Source organism: Pseudomonas sp. 50_B, from assembly GCF_017491625.1.
Lineage (GTDB): Bacteria > Pseudomonadota > Gammaproteobacteria > Pseudomonadales > Pseudomonadaceae > Aquipseudomonas > Aquipseudomonas danubii.
Window position 1 is genome coordinate 285,682 of the sequence record NZ_JAFGYX010000002.1, and the last position, 20,268, is coordinate 305,949.

Consider the following 20,268-nt stretch of genomic DNA (forward strand, 5'->3'; position numbering starts at 1 on the left):
CTACTCCGGCAATTCCAACTCTCGCCCGTCGGCATCGGTCATGGCCCGCTCCAGCAAATCTGCCGGCAAACTCTTGCTGGCCCGGGCCCCCAGCAACTTGAGCTGCTCACTGCGGCTGACCAGATTGCCCCGGCCTTCGGTGAGCTTGTTGCGCGCGGCGGCATATGCCTTGTCCAGTTGCTGCAGGCGGTTGCCGACTTCATCCAGATCCTGGATAAACAGCACGAACTTGTCATAGAGCCAGCCCGCCCGTTCGGCGATTTCACGGGCATTCTGACTCTGGCGCTCCTGCTTCCACAGGCTGTCGATTACCCGCAAAGTAGCGAGCAAGGTGGTTGGGCTGACAATGACGATATGCCGGTCGAACGCTTCCTGAAACAGGTTGGGCTCGGCTTGCAGGGCTGCCGAGAATGCGGCTTCGATGGGCACGAACAGCAGTACGAAGTCGAGGCTGTGCAAACCTTCCAGACGTTTGTAATCCTTGCCGGCCAAGCCTTTGACGTGATTGCGCAGAGACAGCACATGTTGCTTCAGGGCCGCCTGGGCAATCTGTGGATCGTCGCTGCCGACATACTGCTGGTAGGCCGTGAGGCTGACCTTGGAGTCCACCACCACCTGCTTGTCACCCGGCAGCATGATCAGAACATCGGGCTGGAAGCGCTCACCGTCCGGCCCTTTGAGGCTGACCTGGGTCTGGTATTCGCGTCCCTTCTCCAGGCCTGCGTGCTCCAGCACCCGCTCAAGAATCAGCTCCCCCCAATTGCCCTGGGTCTTCTGCCCCTTGAGGGCGCGGGTCAGGTTAGTGGCTTCATCACTCAAGCGCAGATTCAGTTGCTGCAAACGCTCCAGCTCCTTGGCCAGGGAAAAACGCTCGCGGGCCTCGGCCTGATAACTCTCTTCGACCCTTTTTTCGAACGACTGGATGCGTTCCTTGAGCGGGTCCAGCAACTGCCCAAGCCGCTGCTGGCTGGTCTCGGCGAAACGCTGTTCGCGCTCATCGAAGATCTTGCCCGCCAGCTCGGCGAACTGGGCCCGAAGCTCGTCCCTGGACCCTTGCAGATCGGTAAGGCGCTGCTGGTGGCTTTCCTGCTGCTCTCGTAGCTCAGCCTGTAACGAGGCAGCCTGGGCATCCAGACGCCGCAACTCGTTCTCTTTGGCGGCACGCTCCAGGTTCCAGGCGTGAGCAGCGTCACGGGCGTTGTCCCGTTCAATCTGCAGCAACTCGACCTCTCGACGCACAGCCGCCAGGTCCGCCTGCTTCAGAGCATTGGCCTGACTCAGGTCGCTGACTTCATCACGACTGGCATCCAGCTGTGCCATGAGTCCTTCCTGGGCCAATAGGGCCGTAGCCAGACGTTCTTCCAGCAGTGATAGCTCGGACTGGCTGGAACTGGCGCGACGCTGCAGTTGCCAGGCCAGCACCAGTAACGGCAGCGCCGCTCCCGCCAGGCCGAGCAGCAGGCTGGTCAAGTCCATAGCCATAGCAATTCCTGTCAGCGAAATAAGGAACGAAGGTTAACCAAGCCACCGGGCGTTGGACAGCCTCAGTCTTCGATACGGCCCAGCTCTAGTTGAGCACGACGGTCACCGGCGCGGGCTGCCTGGCGCAACAGGTCGTGACCGATACGGCGGTCCCGGGCGTTGCCACACTCGCGGCACATCAACTGACCCAGGCGACTTTGCGCCGCGACCACCCCTTCCCGGGCCGGCTGCTTGAGTAAACGTCCGGCAAAGTGCTTGACGTTAGGGTTGTGTCCCAGGCGCGGGCTGTCCAGCAACCACAGAGCCACACGTAAGGAAAAACGCTTGGGTTCGGTAACACTGTCAGGGAGGGCGGTAACAGAAGGTGATACTGAGCGAAACTTCATAAAGCACTGTGGGGCAGATCGGAAGGCGCGCCACTCTACTCCTTTTTTCGCTCGGGTAAAGTCAAAAAAGAGCCAGCACGCCCGTCCTAGAGCAAGCGCTTGGGACAATCCACAGAAGCTGTGGATAAGTCAGTGGACAACCCCTCTACAACCCTCTCAAAGCCCCATGAGACGGGCTCTGCAGTCAAACTGACGATTTTTTCACCAGTAAAAAAAGACGATGTTTATCATTGACTTAAATTCTCGAGACAGGCTATGGAGCAAGCCTTGGGGAAGGTGACAACCCGGTGACAGGTGGCACAACAAGTGTGCACAACTGGGCGGAAACTGACGTCGGCAATGCACCACTTTCGTACACCCCGCCGTGTCGGAGGTGACACAATCGTCACCCCGTGACGTCGTTGCCCAGGGAACATTTTTCCTAGCACACTTGCATTCCTACCTTCAACCCGATAGACTCCGCTCCGTTAGTACCAAGCTGAAAGTCAATTCTGGTCGAACAAGTCCCGCCGACACCTCTCCTAACGAGAACAACGTCGAACATCAAGGACCGACCACCTCGCTGGTTTCCAGGTAATTCTCAAACTGACACCGCCCTTGAAACGAAATCAAAGGCAGTGCCCAAGTTACTTACTCTGACCGAACCAACCTGCAAATTGATCAGGATCTCCACCCTGGGCCCAGAACCTTTGCCCTTGCTGTGTTGCCTGCCCTCCTAAGTACCTACCTGCCAGCCCCTAGCGCAACCTTATTAAAGCGCTGCAACTGGCTGCTTTGTTCCAGTCGGGTTCTTCGTCTGACCAATAGTGGTCGACGTTACTGGAACGTTTTAACGTTGCACGGTTCTTAACCGTGTCATTTGTAGGAACACCTAATAATTATGTCTACTCAAATCCATACTCAGGATGCCATTCGCACCCTAACCCACGCTTTTGCGCCGTTGAACTGCCTGATCATGGCCACTCGTAAAGGCTGCTTCAGCTTCACCCTGGTCAATGAACACGGCATCGCCCGTCACAGCGAACGCCTGTATCCCGATCAATACTCCAGCGCCGAACCGCTGCAGGCAGTGATCGAGCGTACACGCCAGGCCTTGGTGGCCTGATACGCCAGAGTGCTGAAAACCCAAGAGCCTCGCCTGATCGCGGGGCTTTTTATTGCCTGTGATTTACCAATCCACTCCTCCAACCAAAGTACCAATAGGTATAAGGCTTATAACAAGAGCTCGGAAATGTTTTAAAAACAGGCCTTTACAACATAGATATGACACTACACTTCAAGTCAGGCGGCCCGCGCCGCTTCCGGCAAACCTGATCCTTTCATTGCTGCCAAGCACCTTCGGGTTTCGCCGGCCACCTCCCCCCCTCGAGGGCATTATGGGTATCGCCGCCAGCGAGTTGTGCCGCTATGTCATTCGCCCGACGCTGATGTACCTGGGCAGTCATAGCAAAACCGCTGAAGCCTTGTTGCTGGGCATTGCCGCCAGTCAGTCGGCGCTGGGCTCGGCACTGCACGATCGCCGCGGCCACGGCCTGTACCGCATCACTGAAGTGCGCCACCAGGACCTCTGGGATCACTACCTGGCGCTGGACCCGGAACGGGCCAGCCTGGTGAGAGGACTGGCCAGCCAACATGCGTTCCTCGCCGGACCGCACCTGGAACTGACCGTCAATCTGCGTTATGCCACCGCCATCGCCTGGTTGCTGGTGGAACAACAACACACCCCGCTCCCCGCAGCCGACGATCTGCTCGGCATGGCCCGTATCTGGAGGAAGACCTTTCAACCACAAGGACGTTTGAGAGATTTCGCCTGCGCCTGGCAAACCTGCGTTTCACCGTTGAGCCAGCTCGCCTGCTGAAACCGACCTTTAGAAAATCGGAGAAAAACCCCGATTTTGGTCGGATTGTCCTACAAAACCGCTCTAAATCAACTGTTACAGCCTATAGCGCCGTAGCCGAAATGTTGGTAGTTTTCGCCTCGGTGATCATCAGGAGTTCTAATAATGAAAAAATTCATGCTCAAATCCACCATCAGTCTCGCGGTTGCACTTGCCTCTACCCAACTCTTCGCCAGCGGTTTTGCTCTTAACGAACAAAGCATCAGCGGCATGGGTACTGGCTTTGCTGGCCGCTCTTCCGCTGCCGATGATGCAAGTACTGTATTTGGTAACCCTGCCGGTATGTCGCGCCTGAAACGCCAGCAAGTCACTGGCGGTATGGCGGCTATCGATGCGTCCACTGACCTCAGGAACACCAGTGGCAGCCGCCAGGGCACCAACAAGGGCGATATGGTGCCCTTAACTGCTGTGCCTATGGGCTTCTACGTCAAACCAATCGATGACCAATGGGCGTTCGGCCTGGGGGTCTATGCTCCATTTGGTTTGGTCACCGACTATGAAAGCAGCTTCCAGGGACGTAACTTCGGCAGCAAAAGCGAAGTCAAGGTCGTAACGTTCCAGCCAACCGTAAGCTACGCCTTCAACGATAAGGTTTCGATCGGTTTTGGCCCGACCATCAACCGTATTTCCGGTGTATTGGAATCAGCCTTGACTACCCCTTTTTCGCCCAATGACGGCAAAGTCAAAATCAAGGGTGACGACGTTGGTTATGGCTACAACATCGGCGTGCTGGTCCAGGCTACCGACACCACCCGCGTGGGCCTGACCTACCACTCGAAAGTGAAATACAAACTGGAAGGCCACACTGATGTCACCGCCGGTGCCGGCACCAACCCAGGCTTCCTGAAAAGCAACCGCTACGACGCCTCCCTGAAAATCGACACTCCAGAGTCCTACGACCTCTCGGTCACCCAGGAACTGAACGATGCCTGGAAACTCTATGCCGGTACCACCTGGACCCGCTGGAGCCGCCTGAAAGACATCACCGTCAACAACGAGGGTGTCACTGCTGCAACAGGTGGCGCACTGGCCCCGACGCTGAAACTGGGCAGCATCAAGGAAGAGCAGAACTGGCATGACACCTGGGCTTACGCCATCGGTACGTCCTACCAGTTGAACAAACAGTGGGTCTTGCGTACCGGCCTGACCTTTGACCAGGCGCCAACCAACAACACTGACCGTTCACCACGCATCCCTACCGGCGACCGGACCATCTTCAGCCTGGGTGCCGGCTGGAGCCCAACCGAAGACCTGACCATCGACGTTGCCTACTCCTACCTCAAGGAAGAGAAAGTCAACGTCAACCGCAGCAATGCCCTTGGCCAGACTTACAACGCCCAGTACGACAACAGCGCGAACGGTTTCGGCGTAGGTGCAACCTACCGCTTCTAAATCGTTAAGAGGCCTGTGCCTCTAGAGCCGAAAGAAAAAGCCCCGCCTCTCAAGAGGCGGGGCTTTTTCATGTGCTGATCCGCAAAACTCAGGATTTGGACGCCAACGCCTTCTCTACCGCCTCAATGAACTCCGGGTTATCCGGCTTGGTCAGGCTGGAAAAGCTGGCAATCACATTGCCCTGGCGATCCACCACGTACTTGTAGAAATTCCACTTCGGCGCATTGCTCTGCTGCGCCAGGACCTTGAACAGATGCACCGCATCGGCCCCTCGAACCTTTTGCGGCTCGGTCATGGTGAACGTCACGCCGTAGTTGACGTAACAGACCTTGGCAGTCTCAGCGCCATCCTTGGACTCCTGCTTGAAGTCATTGGACGGAACACCCACCACTTCCAACCCCTGTTCCTTGTAACGCTGATACAGCGCCTCAAGGCCTTTGAATTGCGGAGCAAACCCACAGAAGCTCGCGGTATTGACCACCACCAGCGGCTTGCCGGCAAAGCGCTGGCACAGATCGATGGATTCCTTGGCGTGCAACTTGGGTACAGACCCCTGCAGTAACGCCGGACAATCCGCGGCCCAGACCGAACCTGCAAACAATGTGAGTAATGCCGGAACCACAAACCAGCGCTTAGCCATGTTCAGCGTCCTTCAATAGTCGTCGGATATCGACGTTACTCGCCCCTCTGGCCACCTAGCAAGCACCCATGCCCAACTGCATCAGCGCCAGCCCGCCGCGATGCCATCCCCACCAGGCCAGCCACAACAGCACAATGCCGACGCCCAGGCCGACACTCCAACCCAGCCATGACTTCACGCTGCACTCGCCTGCAAGCGCGCCACCGGCCGCTCGCGCACCGGCCAATTGAGAGCCGCGGCCAACAGACTGAGAAGAATCGCCACCTGCCAGATCAAGTCATAACTCCCGGTACGGTCATACACCACGCCCCCCAGCCAACCGCCAAGGAACGAGCCCAACTGATGGAACAGAAACACGATGCCGCCAAGCATGGACAGGTTCCTGACCCCGAACAAGGTCGCGACCGTGCCGTTGGTCAAGGGCACGGTGGACAGCCAGAGAAAGCCCATGGCCATGCCGAACAGGTAGGCACTGGCCTGGGTCACCGGCAGCCACAGGAACAGGCCGATCACCACCGCACGCAACAGGTACAGACCGGTCAACAGCCGTGGCTTGGACATCCGCCCGCCCAACCAGCCCGCTGTGTAAGTGCCAAAGATGTTGAATAAGCCGATCAGCGCCAGCACCGTGGTTCCGACTGTCGCCGGTAGATGCTGATCCACCAGATAGGCCGGCAGATGCACGCCGATGAACACCACCTGGAAACCACAGACAAAGAAGCCGAACGCCAGCAACCAGAACCCCGAGTGAGAACAGGCTTCACGCAGGGCCTCGCCCAGGCTCTGTTCATGCCCCAGCACCGGCAGCGGCTTGTCCTTGAGCATGCTGACCAGCGGCACGATCAGCGCCACCAGCAGGCCCAGCACCAGCAATGCCGTCGACCAGCCCAGCCAGCCGATCAGCCCCAAGGTTCCCGGGAGCATGGCGAATTGGCCGAAGGAACCTGCGGCACTGGCGATCCCCATGCCCATGCTGCGCTTTTCCGGCGGCAAGGCACGACCGACCACCCCGAGAATCACCGAGAAGGAAGTTCCGGACAAACCGATGCCAATCAGCAACCCGGCACTCAGGGACAGGCTCAGCGCCGAATCCGAAAGCCCCATGAACACCAGCCCGACCGCGTACAGTACGCCACCGACCAGCACCACCTTGGCCGCACCAAAACGGTCGGCCAGGGCCCCGGTAAACGGCTGTGCCAGGCCCCAGATCAGGTTCTGCAAGGCAATGGCAAAGGCGAAGACTTCACGGCCCCAGCCGAACTGCGCGCTCATGGATGGCAGAAACAGGCCGAAACCATGCCTAACCCCCAGCGACAGCGCCAGGATCAATGCGCTGCCGAGAAGTACCCAGCCGCAGGTGCGCCACATCGATGACATTTTTATTCTCCAGTTGCGGGTATATACCCGCTTGTAGTCGAACGAAACGCCTTCAGGCGAGTTCGTTCAGCAAGGCCAACAAGGTTTCACGCTTCTCCACCCCAAGCCGATCGATCAGCCGCTGCTGGGCTGCTTCCCAGGCCGGCAAAGCTGCCACCAAGCGCTCATGCCCCGCCTCGGTCAGTTGCACCAGACGGTTGCGCTGGTCGTCACCTTCCATCAACCGGACCAGGCCCGCAGCTTCCAGGACCCGCACATTACGCCCCAGCGTACTGCGGTCCAGGCCCATGGCCTCCGCCAGGCTGGAAATGCTCGGCTGATCGAGACGCAGCAGATTGTTCAGCAAAGAGTACTGGGCAACGTTAATCCCGAAGCCGTCGAGGGCGCCGTCGTAATACCTGCTGACGCCACGAGCGGCACGACGCAGATTGGTGCACAAACATTGAGAGGGAAGCATGATGCGTGTATATACCCGCTATTAATCCAAGGCAAGAAATTTCAGAAAAAGCAGCTACTGCAGAGCTTGCTCAAAGAAGCACCATCACCAGCAATACCGCCGTCTCCAGCAACTCCAGCAGAGCCCCCGCCGTATCGCCGGTAGTGCCACCCAGGCGCCGGATCATCAACTGGCGCAACCAGAAGAACAGCAACACCGCCAGCAGCACCACCCAAAGTCCGCTGTAGCCCCCCAGCAGCAAACAGACCAGGACACTCAAGCCCAGTACCTGTCGCCCTGCCAGTGGAGGCAGATGATCGGCCAGCGCCTGACCCAGGCCTCCCGCACGCACATATGGCGTGCAAAGGAACAACCCCAGCAATGAGGCGCGCCCAATCAGAGGTGCCAGCAACAAGGCAACGCCCTGCTGCTGTTCGATCAGCGCCACCAGTGCAACGAACTTGAGCAACAGCACCAGCACCAACGTCACCACAGCGATGGGCCCGCTCCGGGGGTCTTTCATGATGCTCAAGGTGCGCTCTCGATCACCGAAGCCCCCCAGCCAGGCATCGGCACTGTCTGCCAATCCATCCAGGTGCAATCCCCCGCTGAGCAATACCCAGGCGCTCAGCAGCAACGCCGCGTGTAGCAGCAAGGGGGTGCCAGCGAGCACGGCGTCCAGCAACCACAACAGCACACCGAACAACAGCCCCACCAGCGGATAGAACAGCAATGAGCGCCCCAGCTCTTCAGGCTGAGGCATGCCCGGCAGGCGAATGGGCAGGCTGCTGAGAAACTGCAGGGCAATCCAGAATGGCAGCATCTCAGCCCTCCTCGCTCAATTGCCCCGTAGAGGCGACTTTCAAGCTGAACAACGCACCGTGGCTGACTTCCACATTCAGCAACTGCTCCCGGGGCAGCCCCCGCGCCCGGGCCAGCAACAGGCGCATCACCCCACCATGACTGATCAACAGCACCCGCTGCCCGGCACAGTCCCGGTACAAGCCCTCGATCGCCCCCAGCACCCGCTGGGAAAAGTCCGCCACGGGCTCTCCCTGGGGCGGAGTAAAGCTATAGGGATCGGCCCAGAATCGGCCCAGGTCATCGGCATTGGTTTCCATCAGCGCCGCTGCGCTCTGCCCCTCCCAGGCCCCAAAATGCAACTCCTGCACATCAGGCTGCAGCAGCAGGGGCAACTGCAACTGCGCAGCCAGTTGCTCGGCAAAACGCGAGCACCGCTGCAAGGGTGAACTGACGATCAGATCCCAACTCCCGTGCCCCTGAACCCCGTCACGCATCTGTTGCCAGCCCCGCTCTGTCAGGGCGTCGTCCAGACTGCCGCGCAAACCACCGCCCAGTTCGGTTTCACCGTGGCGCAACAGGTCCAGATACAGGGTCATGCCGGGCGGTCCGCCACGGCCGCCTCGGCGAAGGTCGCCATCTGCCCGTGCAGATCACAGGCCAGGCGCAGCAATGGCACCGCCAGCGCGGCACCGCTGCCCTCCCCCAGACGCAAGCCCAGGTCCAGCAACGGGTCGGCTTGCAGAGCGCCCAGCACATGCCGGTGCCCGGGCTCGGCCCCTTGATGCGCAAACAGCAGCCATGGACGGCACGCCGGATTCAGGCGCACCGCCACCAGGGCCGCGACACTGCAGATAAACCCATCAACCAGTACTGCGACTCCTTCCTGAGCGCAGGCCAGATAAGCCCCCACCAACGCAGCCACTTCAAAACCACCGAGATTGAACAGCGTCTGCAAGGCATCGTCGCGGGACCGCGCATGCAGGGCCAAGGCCCGCTCGATGACCTCGGCCTTGTGATTGACCCCTTCGGCATTCAAGCCGGTGCCCGGTCCGGCCAACTGCGCCACCGGAATGTCCAGCAAGGCACAGGCAATGGCACTGGCGGCAGTGGTGTTGCCAATGCCCATCTCACCGCCGATAAACAGTTGGGCACCCTCGGCTCGGGCGCGCAACGCACTGTCGCGGCCAGCTTGCAGGGCCAGCTCCCCCTGAGCCGGGGTCATGGCCGGCCCCTGGACAAAGTTCTGCGTACCGGCACCCAGGTTAAGGTGGCGCACCCCCGGCAGGCTCAATCCTGGGGCCACTGTGCCCAGGTCCACCACCTCCAGTTGCGCACCCAGTTGCCGTGCCAGCACGCTGATAGCCGCGCCGCCGCTGACAAAGTTCAGCAGCATCTGCCCAGTCACTTCCTGTGGGTAGGCGGATACGCCCTCGGCAACCACCCCGTGATCCCCGGCGAAAATCGAAATCCATAACCGCTCAAGGCCTGGCTTGAGCTGACCTTGCAAACCGGCCAGACGTACCGCCAAGGGCTCCAGTTGGCCAAGGGACCCGGCCGGCTTGGTCAATTGCTGTTGACGCGCCAGGGCTTGCTCGACCATCCGGGCATCGACCGCCTTGCACGGGTTCAGCCACCAGGAGTTACTCATAACGCAGTTCCTTTCAAAGTCAGGGGCAGGCCGGCCACCGTCAGCACCACACGCTGACAACGTTCGGCCAGGGCTTGATGCAGCCAACCGGCTTCATCCACGTAGCGGCGAGTCAATTCGCCCAGGGGCACGACACCCATTCCAGTTTCGTTGCTGACAAAGATGATCTCCCCCGGCAGCGTCGCCACACACTGCAACAAGGCCTCGCGCTCAAACACCAGGCGCTGCTCGTCCTCGAGCATCAACAGATTGGTCAACCACAGGGTCAGGCAATCCACCAGCAGACAACGCCCGGTGCCAGCGGCCTGCTGCAGCACCCGGGCCAGCTCCAGCGGTTCTTCGATCAACCCCCAATGGGACGGGCGACGCTGACGATGATGGGCAATACGTTGATTCATCTCGCCATCCAGAGGCTGGCTGGTGGCGATGTAGATCACCTCAAGGGCGCTGTCGGTGGCCAGTTTTTCCGCCAGGCGACTCTTGCCGGAGCGGGCACCGCCGAGAATCAGTTGCAGCATGCTTGAGCACCTTTGAAAAGTAAGTCCACCGCGGCTTACAGGCCACAGAGCTTGAGCAGCGCGGCGGTATCCAGATGACGCTCCACCAGATCCGCCAGACGCTCGATATCGCGTTCGCGCAAGGCGTGGTAATCCACCTCCTGCACATCCTGCAGTCCCGCCCAGCGCAACAGCGCACCACAGGCTGCCGGAGTCTCGAACAGACCATGCAGATAGGTGCCGAGGATCAGCCCATCGACGCTGCAAGCGCCATCGCAGCGACCGTCCTCCAACTGCACCGCAGGCTGCTCCAGGGCCGGGCCGCGAGTGACCCCAGCGTGAATTTCATAGCCACTGACCGGCGCATTCTCCAGGGTCAGGTTGCCGCTGACGTTACGCAGCTGTTTCTCTGCTTCGAGCACGGTCTCAAAATCCAGCAAGCCCAGGCCCGGGCTGGAGCCCGCCGCGCCTTCCAAGCCCAGTGGGTCGTGCAACTGCTTGCCGAGCATCTGCAGACCACCACAGATCCCCAGCAGTTTGCCGCCATAACGCAGGTGCCGGTCGATGGCCCGATCCCAGCCGTTGGCTCGCAGATAGGCCAGATCGCCGCGTACGCTTTTCGAGCCGGGAAGAATGATCAGGTCGGCGGCGGGAATCACCTGCCCGGGGCCGATGAACTGCAAGTCCACCTGAGGATGCAGGCGCAACGGATCGAAATCCGTGTGATTGCTGATGCGCGGCAGCACCGGCACCACCACCTTCAGCACTTGCTCGACCTTGCCGGACTGGCGCTGGTCGATGCCGTCCTCCGCCTCCAGATGCAGGTCCATGACATAGGGCAGCACACCAATCACCGGCTTGCCGGTACGGGCCTCCAGCCAGTCCAGGCCCGGCTGCAAAAGCGCCAGGTCACCACGAAAACGATTGATGATGAAGCCCTTGACCCGCGCCTGCTCGCTGGGCGAAAGCAGCTCCAGAGTCCCAACCAGATGGGCGAACACCCCGCCACGATTGATATCGGCAATCAGCAGCACCGGACAGTCCACCGCTTCGGCAAACCCCATGTTGGCAATGTCGCCAGCCCGTAGATTGATCTCTGCCGGAGAGCCGGCCCCTTCCACCATCACCACGTCATAAGCGCCTCGCAGACGCTCATGAGAAGCCAGAACCGCCTGCATGGCGATGGCCTTGTAGTCGTGATAGGCCACGGCATTCATGGTGGTGACGGCCCGTCCGTGAATGATCACCTGGGAGCCGGTGTCGCTGTTGGGCTTGAGCAGCACCGGGTTCATATCGGTGTGGGGTGCCAGGTTGGCCGCCTGGGCCTGGACCGCCTGAGCCCGTCCGATCTCGCCACCGTCGGCGGTCACCGCACTGTTGAGCGCCATGTTCTGCGGCTTGAACGGCACCACGCTGACGCCCCGGCGCAGCAACCAGCGACACAGCGCGGTCACCAGCGTGCTCTTGCCGGCATCCGAGGTGGTGCCCTGTACCATCAGCGTGCTCATGAATAGTCCTTGCGATAAGCCTGCAGCGCCTGTTCCAGGCGCGCCCAATCGGCATCGTCGGCGGGCAGGCCGAAGCGCAGACTGCTGTTGTGGGCGAACAGCCGCAGGAGAATGCCGCGCCGCGCCATGAATTGATAAAGCCGCTCGGCCTCGGCGGTGATCAGCCACTGGAACAGCGCACAGCCGCCCTGAGGCTTGAAGCCGTAGCGCGCAAGAACTTCACTCAAGCGCTCGCTAGCCTCTTCACTGCGCAGACGTTGCCGGGCATGCCCCTCGACATCCCGCAGGCAAGCCTGCCCCAGCACCCGGGTCGGCCCGCTGACCGCCCAAGGGCCAACCTGCTCCGCCAACAGCCTGAGCAACCGGCGCTCGGCCAGGACAAAGCCCAGGCGTACGCCAGCCAGCCCGAAGAACTTGCCGAATGAACGCAGGACAATCAGCCCCACCTGATGGGCATGCCGGGCCAGACTCAGTTGCGGGGTGTTATCCATGAAGGCTTCATCCACCACCAACCAACCACCGCGCTGGGCCAAGCGGGCATGCCAATCCAGCAGGCGCTCGGGCGTGAGGCTCAAACCGGTGGGGTTGTTGGGGTTGACCACCACCAGCACATCGAGGCTGTCGAGAAAGAAATCCACTTCCTGCTCCAGTACCTCGCGCACCCGGTAGCCACTGCGCCGCCAGGCCTCGGCGTGTTCGGCATAACAGGGTGACAAGACCCCGACCTTGCCCGCCCGCCGCAGCCGCGGCAGTAATTGGATCGCCGCCTGGGAACCGGCCACCGGCAGCACCTCAGTCGCGCCGTAGTAGGCGCAGGCCGCCTGTTCCAGACCATCATCGGTTTCCGGCAGACGTGCCCAGGCAGGCAGGGGAATGGTCGGCAAGGGAAATGGCCAGGGCGCCAATCCGCTGGACAGATCCAGCCAGGCCTCTTCGGCGATCCCGTATTCCTGGGCCGCCTTGCGCAACCTTCCGCCGTGCTCAAGCATAGAATTCAGCCCCCAGGCACAAAATCAACAACCACAGCCAGACACCCCGCTGCACCAACAGCCAACCGCGATCGATGGAGTCGGCACTCGCCGGCTCGCCTTCGCCCAGTTGCGGACGCTGGTGCAACTCACCGTGATAAATCGCTGCGCCGCCCAACTCGACCCCCAGGGCGCCCGCTCCAGCCGCCATCACCGGACCGGCATTGGGGCTGTCCCAGGTCGGCCCCTGGCGCCACCAGCATTTGAGCGCCAGGCGGGTCTTGCCCAGCAAGGCATAGGTCAGGGCCACCAGGCGCGCAGGAATATAGTTGAGCAGGTCGTCGATTCGCGCCGCCGCCCAGCCGAAACGCTCAAAACGCTCGTTGCGATAGCCCCACATTGCATCCAGGGTGTTGCTCAGGCGATAGAGCACCACCCCCGGCGCACCGGCCACGGCAAACCAGAACAAGGCGGCAAACACGGCATCGCTGCCGTTTTCCAGCACCGATTCAGTGGCTGCCCGCGCCACTTCGGTGGCATCCAGTTCACTGGTCTGACGGCTCACCAGAAAACCGACCCGACGCCGGGCTTCATCCAGGTCTTCACTACGCAAAGCCTGAGCCACCGGCGCGACGTGCTCGCCGAGGCTGCGCAGGCCCAGGGCGCAATACAGTGCAATGATCTCCACCACCCAACCAATGTAGGGCAGCCAGGACAGGGCCGTGGCCAGCAGGGTCAAGGGCAGCACCGCCAGTACCCAGGCGGTGACCCCATGACTGCGCCAGCCTCGGCCGGCGGCGTTGAAACGTTGCTCGATACGATCCGCCATACGGCCAAAGGCCACCAGCGGATGCCTGCGCTTGGGTTCGCCCAGCAGCGCATCCAGCGCCACCCCGGCGACACTCAGCAACGCCACACTCATTGACTCACTCCCCAGTAATTCTCATACAGCAACTCACTCAATGGCCGGGGTTGCGCCCAACCCTGCAGCGCCAGCATCGGCGCCGGATAGAACTCGGTAACCGGGCCCAGGCACAACACGGCCAAGGGTTTGGCACCGGCGGGCAATCCCAGCAGGTCGGCCAGGGCCTGGGGCTCGAACAGCGAAACCCAGCCCAGGCCCAGGCCTTCGCTGCGCGCCGCCAGCCAGAGGTTCTGAATGGCACAGGACAGCGAAGCCAGGTCCATTTCCGGCAGAGTGCGCCGACCAAAGACATGCCGCTCACGCCCATCCATCAACGCCGCCACCAGCACCTCGGCACAGTCATTGATGCCTTCAACCTTGAGTTTCATGAACTCGTCGGAACGCTCTCCCAAGGCCTCGGCAGTGCGCACCCGCTCCTCTTCCACCAACTGCTGGATTCGTCCACGTAACGGGCGATCGCTGATACGGATAAAACGCCAGGGTTGCATCAACCCCACGCTGGGTGCCTGATGCGCCGCCTCCAGCAAACGCCGCAGCAGCTCGGGCGCGACACTGCCACCGGCGAAGTGACGCATATCCCGGCGCTCGGCAATGGCGCGATAAACCGCCTCACGCTCCGCCGTAGAAAAATCCTGCTCACTCACCTACCGCATCCTCTACAGGCGTTGGCTTGCCAGCGCGAGCTGGCACGAACAAAGCCGCCACCGCCGCCGGGTTGGACGGAAAGTAAAAGTGCACATAGGAGGCCGTCATCCGCCCATCGCGATACACCGCTTCCGCACCACGGCCACCATTGGGGCTGATGCCGCGGGCAATCGGCTCGAGTTGCGTGCTGGTCAGGGAATGATGATAGGTGTGACCACGCAAGCTGCCTTCCGGTAAATCCACCGCTTGCAAGGCCAGGGCCGCGAGGCGCTTTTGCATCACGGCATCACCGGGCAGCAGCCCCAAGAGATTGGCACGCTGCCCTTCGATGTCGGTCAGGGAGTCCAGCAAGTACAACATGCCGCCACACTCCGCGAGCAACGGCTTGCCCGCAGCATGATGGGCACGAATGGCACCCAGCATCGCGGTGTTTTGCGCCAGCGCCTGGTGGTGCAATTCAGGGTATCCACCGGGCAGATACAGACTGTCCGCCTCCGGCAGCTCAGTGTCATGAATCGGCGAGAAGAAGCTCAACTGCGCGCCCATGGCCCGCAACAGATCCAGGCTGGCACCGTAGGTAAAGGCAAATGCCTCATCCCGCGCCACGGCGATTCGCACACCGGCAAGCAAAGGCTCGCAGGGTACCGGCGTTGGTGCGGCAAAGCTCACTGCCGGCGGCAGTGCCACTTGGCAACTGCTGGCCAGGGCTTCAGCGGCAGCATCAAGGCGCAGGTCCAGATCATTCAGCTCGCTGGCCTGTACCAGCCCCAGGTGGCGACTGGGCAGTTCGATGTCAGTCTCTCGGGACAAGGCACCGTACCAGCGCAATCCCTCGGTGAGGCTTCCTTCGAGCAACTGCGCGTGGCGCAAGGTGCCTACCCGATTGGCCAGCACCCCGGCGAACGGCAGGTCCGGCTGATAGCGGGCCAGTCCCAGGGCCAGCGCACCAAAGGTCTGGGCCATGGCGGTGCCATCGATCACCCCCAACACCGGGACGCCGAAATGCCGCGCCAGATCGGCACTGGAGGGCGTGCCATCGAACAGCCCCATGACCCCTTCGATCAGGATCAGGTCTGCTTCGCCCGCAGCCTCCCACAACAAGCGACGGCTTTCCTGCTCCCCGACCATCCACATGTCCAGCTGGTACACCGGAGCACCGCTGGCTCGCTCAAGAATCATTGGGTCGAGAAAATCCGGACCGCACTTGAATACCCGCACCTTGCGCCCCTGGTTGCGGTGCAGGCGGGCCAGTGCCGCGGTCACGGTGGTCTTGCCCTGGCCGGAAGCCGGTGCGGCGATCAATACCGCCGGGCAATGACGAACATCGGTCATGAATTCACACTCACAGCTCAACACCTTTCTGCGCCTTGATACCGGCCTGGAACGCATGCTTGACCATGCCCATTTCAGTGACGGTATCTGCCAGCTCGATCATCTCCGGCTTGGCGCCGCGGCCGGTCACCACCACATGCTGCATGGGTGGCCGAGCCTGCAGATCACTGAGCACCTGGTCCAGATCCAGGTAGCCGTGCTTGAGCGCGATGTTCAACTCGTCGAGTACGACAAGACCAATCTCCGGGTCGCTCAACAGCTCCCTGGATACCGCCCAGGCCGCTTCGGCCGCAGCAATGTCGCGCTGGCGATCCTGGGTCTCCCAGGTGAAGCCCTCACCCATCACGTGAAACCGCACCTGCTCTGGAAAACGCCGGAAGAACAACTCTTCCCCGGTGCTGTTACGGCCCTTGATGAACTGCACCACACCGCACTGCATACCGTGGCCCATGGACCGCGCCAGCATGCCGAAGGCCGAACTGCTCTTGCCCTTGCCATTGCCAGTCAGCACCAGCAACAGACCACATTCGTTGGGCGAGTTGGCGATGCGCTCGTCGATCACGGCTTTCTTGCGCAACATGCGCGCCAGATGGCGCTCGTCACGATCGGGGGATTCACTCATGGGGCAGCTCTCCGTTGGGGCTGGGGAACGGCGGGCAGGAAAAAAAAGAGACGGCGCTAGCCTGGCATCGCCCACCGTGATGCCGTTGGATGGATCAGGCCGGTCTCCGGGCTCATGAGGGGCATCGCTGCCGGGCTGCGCGCCTTCCCATGTCATCGACACAGTGGCATGTGGCACAGCCTTGACTCATCTACCGTTGCGGGGGCAGCGCCGGAATCGTTGCCGTGTCCATCGCTGGAACAGGCCCTGACCGGCTTCCCTGTTTCACTCTGTCGACCATGGGCCACAGAGCACCTGAAACAAGTCGCGAAGGTTAGAGGGTTGGGGGTGGAGCGTCAATTAAAGCCAGCCGTCGCACATCACACAAAACTGCACTGCATCAACAAACTGACGCCAATCTTGTGCCACACTCAGAGCGGTGATATCAAAAAGCCATAACCCAGGACCCAAGGTCCTGCCGCACAACAATAAGGAGTGAGCTCGATGCAAGGCATGATCATCAGCAATCCAAAGCTGGAATTCCTGCGCCCGATGCTGGAACGCTGGTTCGATTGCATTGACCGCTACAACGCAGTCCGCGGCGATAGCGAAACCCCGTACTGGTTCGATGAAAAGGCCAACCTGGGATTACTTTCTGCGGCGGCCTGGATGGCGGAGATGATCAGCCTGGAACACAGCCCCAGCAAGAAGCAACAGGAAGACGGCGCCCGCAACGCTCGTACCGACCTGTACCTGGCCACCAAGGACGAACGCGCCTATATCCAGAGCACCCAGCGCTGGCCGCGGGTCAACAGCCTGCACCTGACCCAGCCATTGCTGGACATTGCCAGTGACGCCAGAAAGATCAGCTACCCCAGCGACCTGAGGCTTGGCTGCCTGTTTGTCGCCCCGCAAAAAGCCCAGCACAGCGCCTCTCCCGAAGAACTTCAGGACATGCTGGACGAACTGCAAAAGGAGCACTGCTGCGCCGTAGCCTGGTACTTCCCCTACGCCTACCGCAAGCTGCACAACGAAAGCGGCCACTACCATCCGGGGATTGCCGTACTGTTCAAGGAGGCCCGCTGATCAGGCGGAACCATCGACTGGCTATGCTCCTCTATGACTACGACGTTCGTGCACTCATAGGGAAATCAGCATGCTCAAGCTTCAACACACCTTGCTTATCGCTATCGCCGCCGGCCTCACCGCCTGCGGCGAAACCTCAAGCCTGCAAGTCTCGGACGGCACCGGACCGAACCCCAAACTGCCGCAGCCCAATCCCACGCTGATCCCCACGGTCAATATTGCCCCCGCCATCGGCTGGCCCGAGGGCGCAAAACCCACGGCAGCAGCCGGCACGCAGGTTGCCGCCTTCGCCGAAAACCTCGACCACCCACGCTGGCTGTATGTATTACCCAATGGCGATGTATTGGTAGCTGAAACCAATGCACCGCCCAAGCCGGATGACAGCCAGGGCATTCGCGGCTGGATCGCCGGAAAAGTGATGGGCCGCGCCGGCGCAACCGTCCCCAGCGCCAATCGCATTACCCTGTTGCGAGACCAGGATCACGACGGCGTAGCCGAAACCCGCAGCTTGTTCCTGGAGAACCTCAACTCCCCATTCGGCATGACCCTGGTGGGCAATGATCTGTATGTAGCGGACACCGACAAGCTACTGCGCTTCCCCTATCAGGCCGGTGACACCCACATCAGCGCAGCCCCCACCAAGGTGCTCGACCTCCCCGGCGGCACACTCAACCACCACTGGACCAAGAACGTCATCGCCAGCAAGGACGCAAGCAAGCTGTATGTCACCGTCGGCTCGAACAGTAACGTTGGGGAAAACGGCCTGGATAAAGAAGAAGGCCGTGCAGCCATCTGGGAAGTGGATCGAGCCAGCGGCAAGCATCGCCTGTTCGCCACCGGCCTGCGCAATCCCAATGGCCTGGCCTGGGAGCCGGTCAGTGGAGCGCTATGGACCGCCGTCAATGAGCGCGACGAAATAGGCAGCGACCTGGTTCCGGACTACATCACCTCGGTCAAGGACGGGGCTTTTTATGGCTGGCCCTTCAGTTACTACGGGCAACACGTGGACGTGCGGGTCAAGCCACAAAACCTCGAACAGGTGAGCAAGGCAATCGCCCCGGATTATGCCGTGGGCCCGCATACAGCCTCACTGGGCCTGACCTTCGCCGAAGGCAGCAAACTTCCCGCGCCCTTTACCGAAGGAGCCTTCATCGGCCAGCACGGCTCCTGGAACCGCAAGCCCCACAGCGGCTACAAGGTGATATTCGTGCCTTTCCGTGCAGGCAAACCCCAGGGACAACCGATCGACGTACTCAGCGGCTTTCTCAATGCCGATGAAAAAGCCCTGGGACGCCCGGTCGGGGTAGTCATCGATCAGCAAGGGGGGCTATTGGTCGCCGATGACGTCGGCAACAAGATCTGGCGGGTATCCGCCGCCAAAGCGCCCTGAGTTCAACGCTTGCGGCACAGGGTCAGGCCATCCCCCAAGGGAAGCAGCGACAGGTCGATACGCGAGTCATCCTTCAAGGCGCGATTGAGCGTCTGGATGGCTCGGGTATCCTCACTGGCGGCATTCGCCTCCAGCACTCGCCCGCTCCATAGCGTGTTGTCGAACACCGCCAGGCCCCCAACTCGCAGCAAACGCAGGGCAAACTCCAGATAGGCTGGATAATTGGCCTTGTCCGCATCGATAAAGATCAGATCGAAAGACTCAAGCTGGCCCGCCTGCTCCAGGCCAGCCAGAGTCTGCAGCGCGGGCGCCAGGCGCAGGTCAATACGCTGGTCGACTCCGGCGTCCTTCCAGTAACGACAGGCGGTGGCATTGTAATCGCCGGGAATATCACAACAGATCAACAAACCATCGTCGGGCAGCGCCTGGGCCATGCACAAGGCGCTATAGCCGGTGAAGGTCCCGACCTCGAGGATGCGGCGAGCACCGGTCAGCTTGATCAGCAGCGCGAGGAACTGCCCCTGCTCCGGCGCCACCTGCCAGCGCGCATTGGGCAGCGCCTGGGTTTCGTCACGCAAACGACGCAATAAGGGCGTCTCACGCAGTGAAACGTCCAGCAGGTACTGATAAAGGGCATCGTCGAGGTTGAGGGTACGAGCAGTCACGAGCACCTCGACCGGAGAAGTGTTATGGGTTGTGCGCCAGATGTTCCGGCTGCAGTACACGCTTGGCGCTCAGGTAGGCCTTCTGCCAATAGGCTTTGGACAGACTGTCGAGCTTCACGGTGCCACCTGTGGCCGGGGCGTGCACGAAACGCCCTTCGCCAACATAGATCCCGGCATGGCTGACCTGAGAACCGCCATTGGTGGCGAAGAAGATCAGGTCACCGGTCTGCAAGGCATTCTTGCCCACATCCGGCGCCTGCATGCCGATCATTTCCCGAGTCGAGCGCGGCAAGGAAATACCCGCCGCATCACGGTAGACATAACCAATCAAACCGCTGCAATCGAATCCGGAGTCCGGTGTATTGCCACCCCAGCGATAGGGCGTGCCTACCAGACCCAAGGCGCGAAACAGTACGTCTTCGGCAACCGGAGAAAAGGCCTGGGAGGAATTGAATACAGGAGCACGTACCACAGGCGCCGGAGGCGGTGTACGACTGGCGCAAGCACTGAGCAGTGCAGCGAGGGCAATAAGCGCGAAACGGGCCGAGGTCGACATAAGCTGAACAATCCTGATCGGGATGCGGCTTT

General features: G+C 61.1%; 23 protein-coding genes and 1 riboswitch. Of the genes, 5 read left to right on the plus strand and 18 right to left on the minus strand.

Annotation, left to right across the window (positions count from 1 at the left end; translation table 11 throughout):
• Window positions 1-1,368 carry a DNA recombination protein RmuC gene (gene rmuC, locus J5M73_RS04400; RefSeq protein WP_170001972.1) on the minus strand — a complete coding sequence of 456 codons (1,368 nt, stop codon included), beginning with the start codon at window positions 1,366-1,368 and terminating at the stop codon, window positions 1-3.
• 176 nt (window positions 1,369-1,544) lie between these two features.
• The gene (locus J5M73_RS04405) at window positions 1,545-1,868 is read right to left on the minus strand and encodes a sel1 repeat family protein (protein ID WP_102880537.1); all 324 of its coding nucleotides are present in this window, start codon (window positions 1,866-1,868) and stop codon (window positions 1,545-1,547) included.
• A gap of 880 nt (window positions 1,869-2,748) precedes the next feature.
• On the opposite strand from J5M73_RS04405, the gene J5M73_RS04410 reads away from it, so the two are divergent.
• The 3 genes from J5M73_RS04410 (at window position 2,749) to J5M73_RS04420 (ending at window position 5,158) form a co-directional block, all read left to right on the plus strand.
• Window positions 2,749-2,973 carry a hypothetical protein gene (locus J5M73_RS04410; RefSeq protein WP_102860765.1) on the plus strand — a complete coding sequence of 75 codons (225 nt, stop codon included), beginning with the start codon at window positions 2,749-2,751 and terminating at the stop codon, window positions 2,971-2,973.
• A 271-nt stretch (window positions 2,974-3,244) separates the two neighbouring features.
• Window positions 3,245-3,727: a hypothetical protein gene (locus tag J5M73_RS04415; RefSeq protein ID WP_102860764.1), complete on the plus strand. Its 483-nt coding sequence runs from the start codon at window positions 3,245-3,247 to the stop codon at window positions 3,725-3,727.
• Between the two features lie 144 nt (window positions 3,728-3,871).
• Window positions 3,872-5,158, plus strand: a complete 1,287-nt coding sequence (locus J5M73_RS04420) for an outer membrane protein transport protein (protein ID WP_102860763.1) — start codon at window positions 3,872-3,874, stop codon at window positions 5,156-5,158.
• A gap of 88 nt (window positions 5,159-5,246) precedes the next feature.
• On the opposite strand, the gene J5M73_RS04425 is transcribed toward J5M73_RS04420, so the two are convergent.
• The 14 genes from J5M73_RS04425 to cobO form a co-directional block, all read right to left on the minus strand.
• Window positions 5,247-5,798: a redoxin domain-containing protein gene (locus tag J5M73_RS04425; RefSeq protein WP_102860762.1), complete on the minus strand. Its 552-nt coding sequence runs from the start codon at window positions 5,796-5,798 to the stop codon at window positions 5,247-5,249.
• Between the two features lie 55 nt (window positions 5,799-5,853).
• Complete coding sequence (locus tag J5M73_RS32035) at window positions 5,854-5,976, minus strand: hypothetical protein (protein ID WP_258008952.1); 123 nt, start codon at window positions 5,974-5,976, stop codon at window positions 5,854-5,856.
• Window positions 5,973-7,175 carry an MFS transporter gene (locus J5M73_RS04430; RefSeq protein WP_102860761.1) on the minus strand — a complete coding sequence of 401 codons (1,203 nt, stop codon included), beginning with the start codon at window positions 7,173-7,175 and terminating at the stop codon, window positions 5,973-5,975. The genes J5M73_RS32035 and J5M73_RS04430 overlap by 4 nt, the downstream gene beginning before the upstream one ends.
• 52 nt (window positions 7,176-7,227) lie before the next feature.
• Window positions 7,228-7,632: a MarR family winged helix-turn-helix transcriptional regulator gene (locus tag J5M73_RS04435; protein WP_102860760.1), complete on the minus strand. Its 405-nt coding sequence runs from the start codon at window positions 7,630-7,632 to the stop codon at window positions 7,228-7,230.
• A gap of 70 nt (window positions 7,633-7,702) precedes the next feature.
• The gene (locus J5M73_RS04440) at window positions 7,703-8,434 is read right to left on the minus strand and encodes an adenosylcobinamide-GDP ribazoletransferase (RefSeq protein ID WP_102860759.1); all 732 of its coding nucleotides are present in this window, start codon (window positions 8,432-8,434) and stop codon (window positions 7,703-7,705) included.
• A gap of 1 nt (window position 8,435) precedes the next feature.
• A complete protein-coding gene (cobC, locus tag J5M73_RS04445; protein ID WP_102860758.1) occupies window positions 8,436-9,011 on the minus strand; it encodes an alpha-ribazole phosphatase family protein in 576 nt (191 codons plus the stop codon).
• Complete coding sequence (gene cobT, locus J5M73_RS04450; protein WP_102860757.1) at window positions 9,008-10,063, minus strand: nicotinate-nucleotide--dimethylbenzimidazole phosphoribosyltransferase; 1,056 nt, start codon at window positions 10,061-10,063, stop codon at window positions 9,008-9,010. The genes cobC and cobT overlap by 4 nt, the downstream gene beginning before the upstream one ends.
• Window positions 10,060-10,581, minus strand: coding sequence for a bifunctional adenosylcobinamide kinase/adenosylcobinamide-phosphate guanylyltransferase (gene cobU / locus J5M73_RS04455; protein ID WP_102860756.1), 522 nt, complete (start codon window positions 10,579-10,581; stop codon window positions 10,060-10,062). Before cobU ends, cobT begins: the two co-directional genes overlap by 4 nt.
• A gap of 35 nt (window positions 10,582-10,616) precedes the next feature.
• Window positions 10,617-12,068, minus strand: coding sequence for a cobyric acid synthase (locus J5M73_RS04460; RefSeq protein ID WP_102860755.1), 1,452 nt, complete (start codon window positions 12,066-12,068; stop codon window positions 10,617-10,619).
• Window positions 12,065-13,057, minus strand: coding sequence for a threonine-phosphate decarboxylase CobD (gene cobD, locus J5M73_RS04465; protein WP_102860754.1), 993 nt, complete (start codon window positions 13,055-13,057; stop codon window positions 12,065-12,067). Before cobD ends, J5M73_RS04460 begins: the two co-directional genes overlap by 4 nt.
• Complete coding sequence (gene cbiB, locus J5M73_RS04470; RefSeq protein ID WP_102860753.1) at window positions 13,050-13,958, minus strand: adenosylcobinamide-phosphate synthase CbiB; 909 nt, start codon at window positions 13,956-13,958, stop codon at window positions 13,050-13,052. The genes cobD and cbiB overlap by 8 nt, the downstream gene beginning before the upstream one ends.
• Window positions 13,955-14,605: a 5,6-dimethylbenzimidazole synthase gene (bluB, locus tag J5M73_RS04475; protein WP_102860752.1), complete on the minus strand. Its 651-nt coding sequence runs from the start codon at window positions 14,603-14,605 to the stop codon at window positions 13,955-13,957. Before bluB ends, cbiB begins: the two co-directional genes overlap by 4 nt.
• Window positions 14,598-15,938, minus strand: a complete 1,341-nt coding sequence (locus tag J5M73_RS04480) for a cobyrinate a,c-diamide synthase (RefSeq protein ID WP_102860751.1) — start codon at window positions 15,936-15,938, stop codon at window positions 14,598-14,600. Before J5M73_RS04480 ends, bluB begins: the two co-directional genes overlap by 8 nt.
• Window positions 15,939-15,948: 10 nt before the next feature.
• A complete protein-coding gene (gene cobO, locus J5M73_RS04485) occupies window positions 15,949-16,560 on the minus strand; it encodes a cob(I)yrinic acid a,c-diamide adenosyltransferase (protein WP_102860750.1) in 612 nt (203 codons plus the stop codon).
• Window positions 16,561-16,639: 79 nt separating this feature from the next.
• Window positions 16,640-16,873: riboswitch (cobalamin riboswitch) on the minus strand.
• Between the two features lie 170 nt (window positions 16,874-17,043).
• Here cobO and J5M73_RS04490 point away from each other — a divergent pair.
• Window positions 17,044-17,625, plus strand: a complete 582-nt coding sequence (locus J5M73_RS04490; protein ID WP_102860749.1) for a hypothetical protein — start codon at window positions 17,044-17,046, stop codon at window positions 17,623-17,625.
• A 70-nt stretch (window positions 17,626-17,695) separates the two neighbouring features.
• On the plus strand, window positions 17,696-19,015 hold the full coding sequence (locus tag J5M73_RS04495) for a sorbosone dehydrogenase family protein (protein WP_102860748.1): 1,320 nt from the start codon (window positions 17,696-17,698) through the stop codon (window positions 19,013-19,015).
• A 2-nt stretch (window positions 19,016-19,017) separates the two neighbouring features.
• On the opposite strand, the gene J5M73_RS04500 is transcribed toward J5M73_RS04495, so the two are convergent.
• Together J5M73_RS04500 and J5M73_RS04505 are read right to left on the minus strand one after the other, a co-directional pair.
• A complete protein-coding gene (locus tag J5M73_RS04500; protein ID WP_102860747.1) occupies window positions 19,018-19,680 on the minus strand; it encodes a class I SAM-dependent methyltransferase in 663 nt (220 codons plus the stop codon).
• Between the two features lie 22 nt (window positions 19,681-19,702).
• On the minus strand, window positions 19,703-20,236 hold the full coding sequence (locus J5M73_RS04505; protein WP_092311761.1) for a C40 family peptidase: 534 nt from the start codon (window positions 20,234-20,236) through the stop codon (window positions 19,703-19,705).
• Window positions 20,237-20,268: the final 32 nt, after the last annotated feature.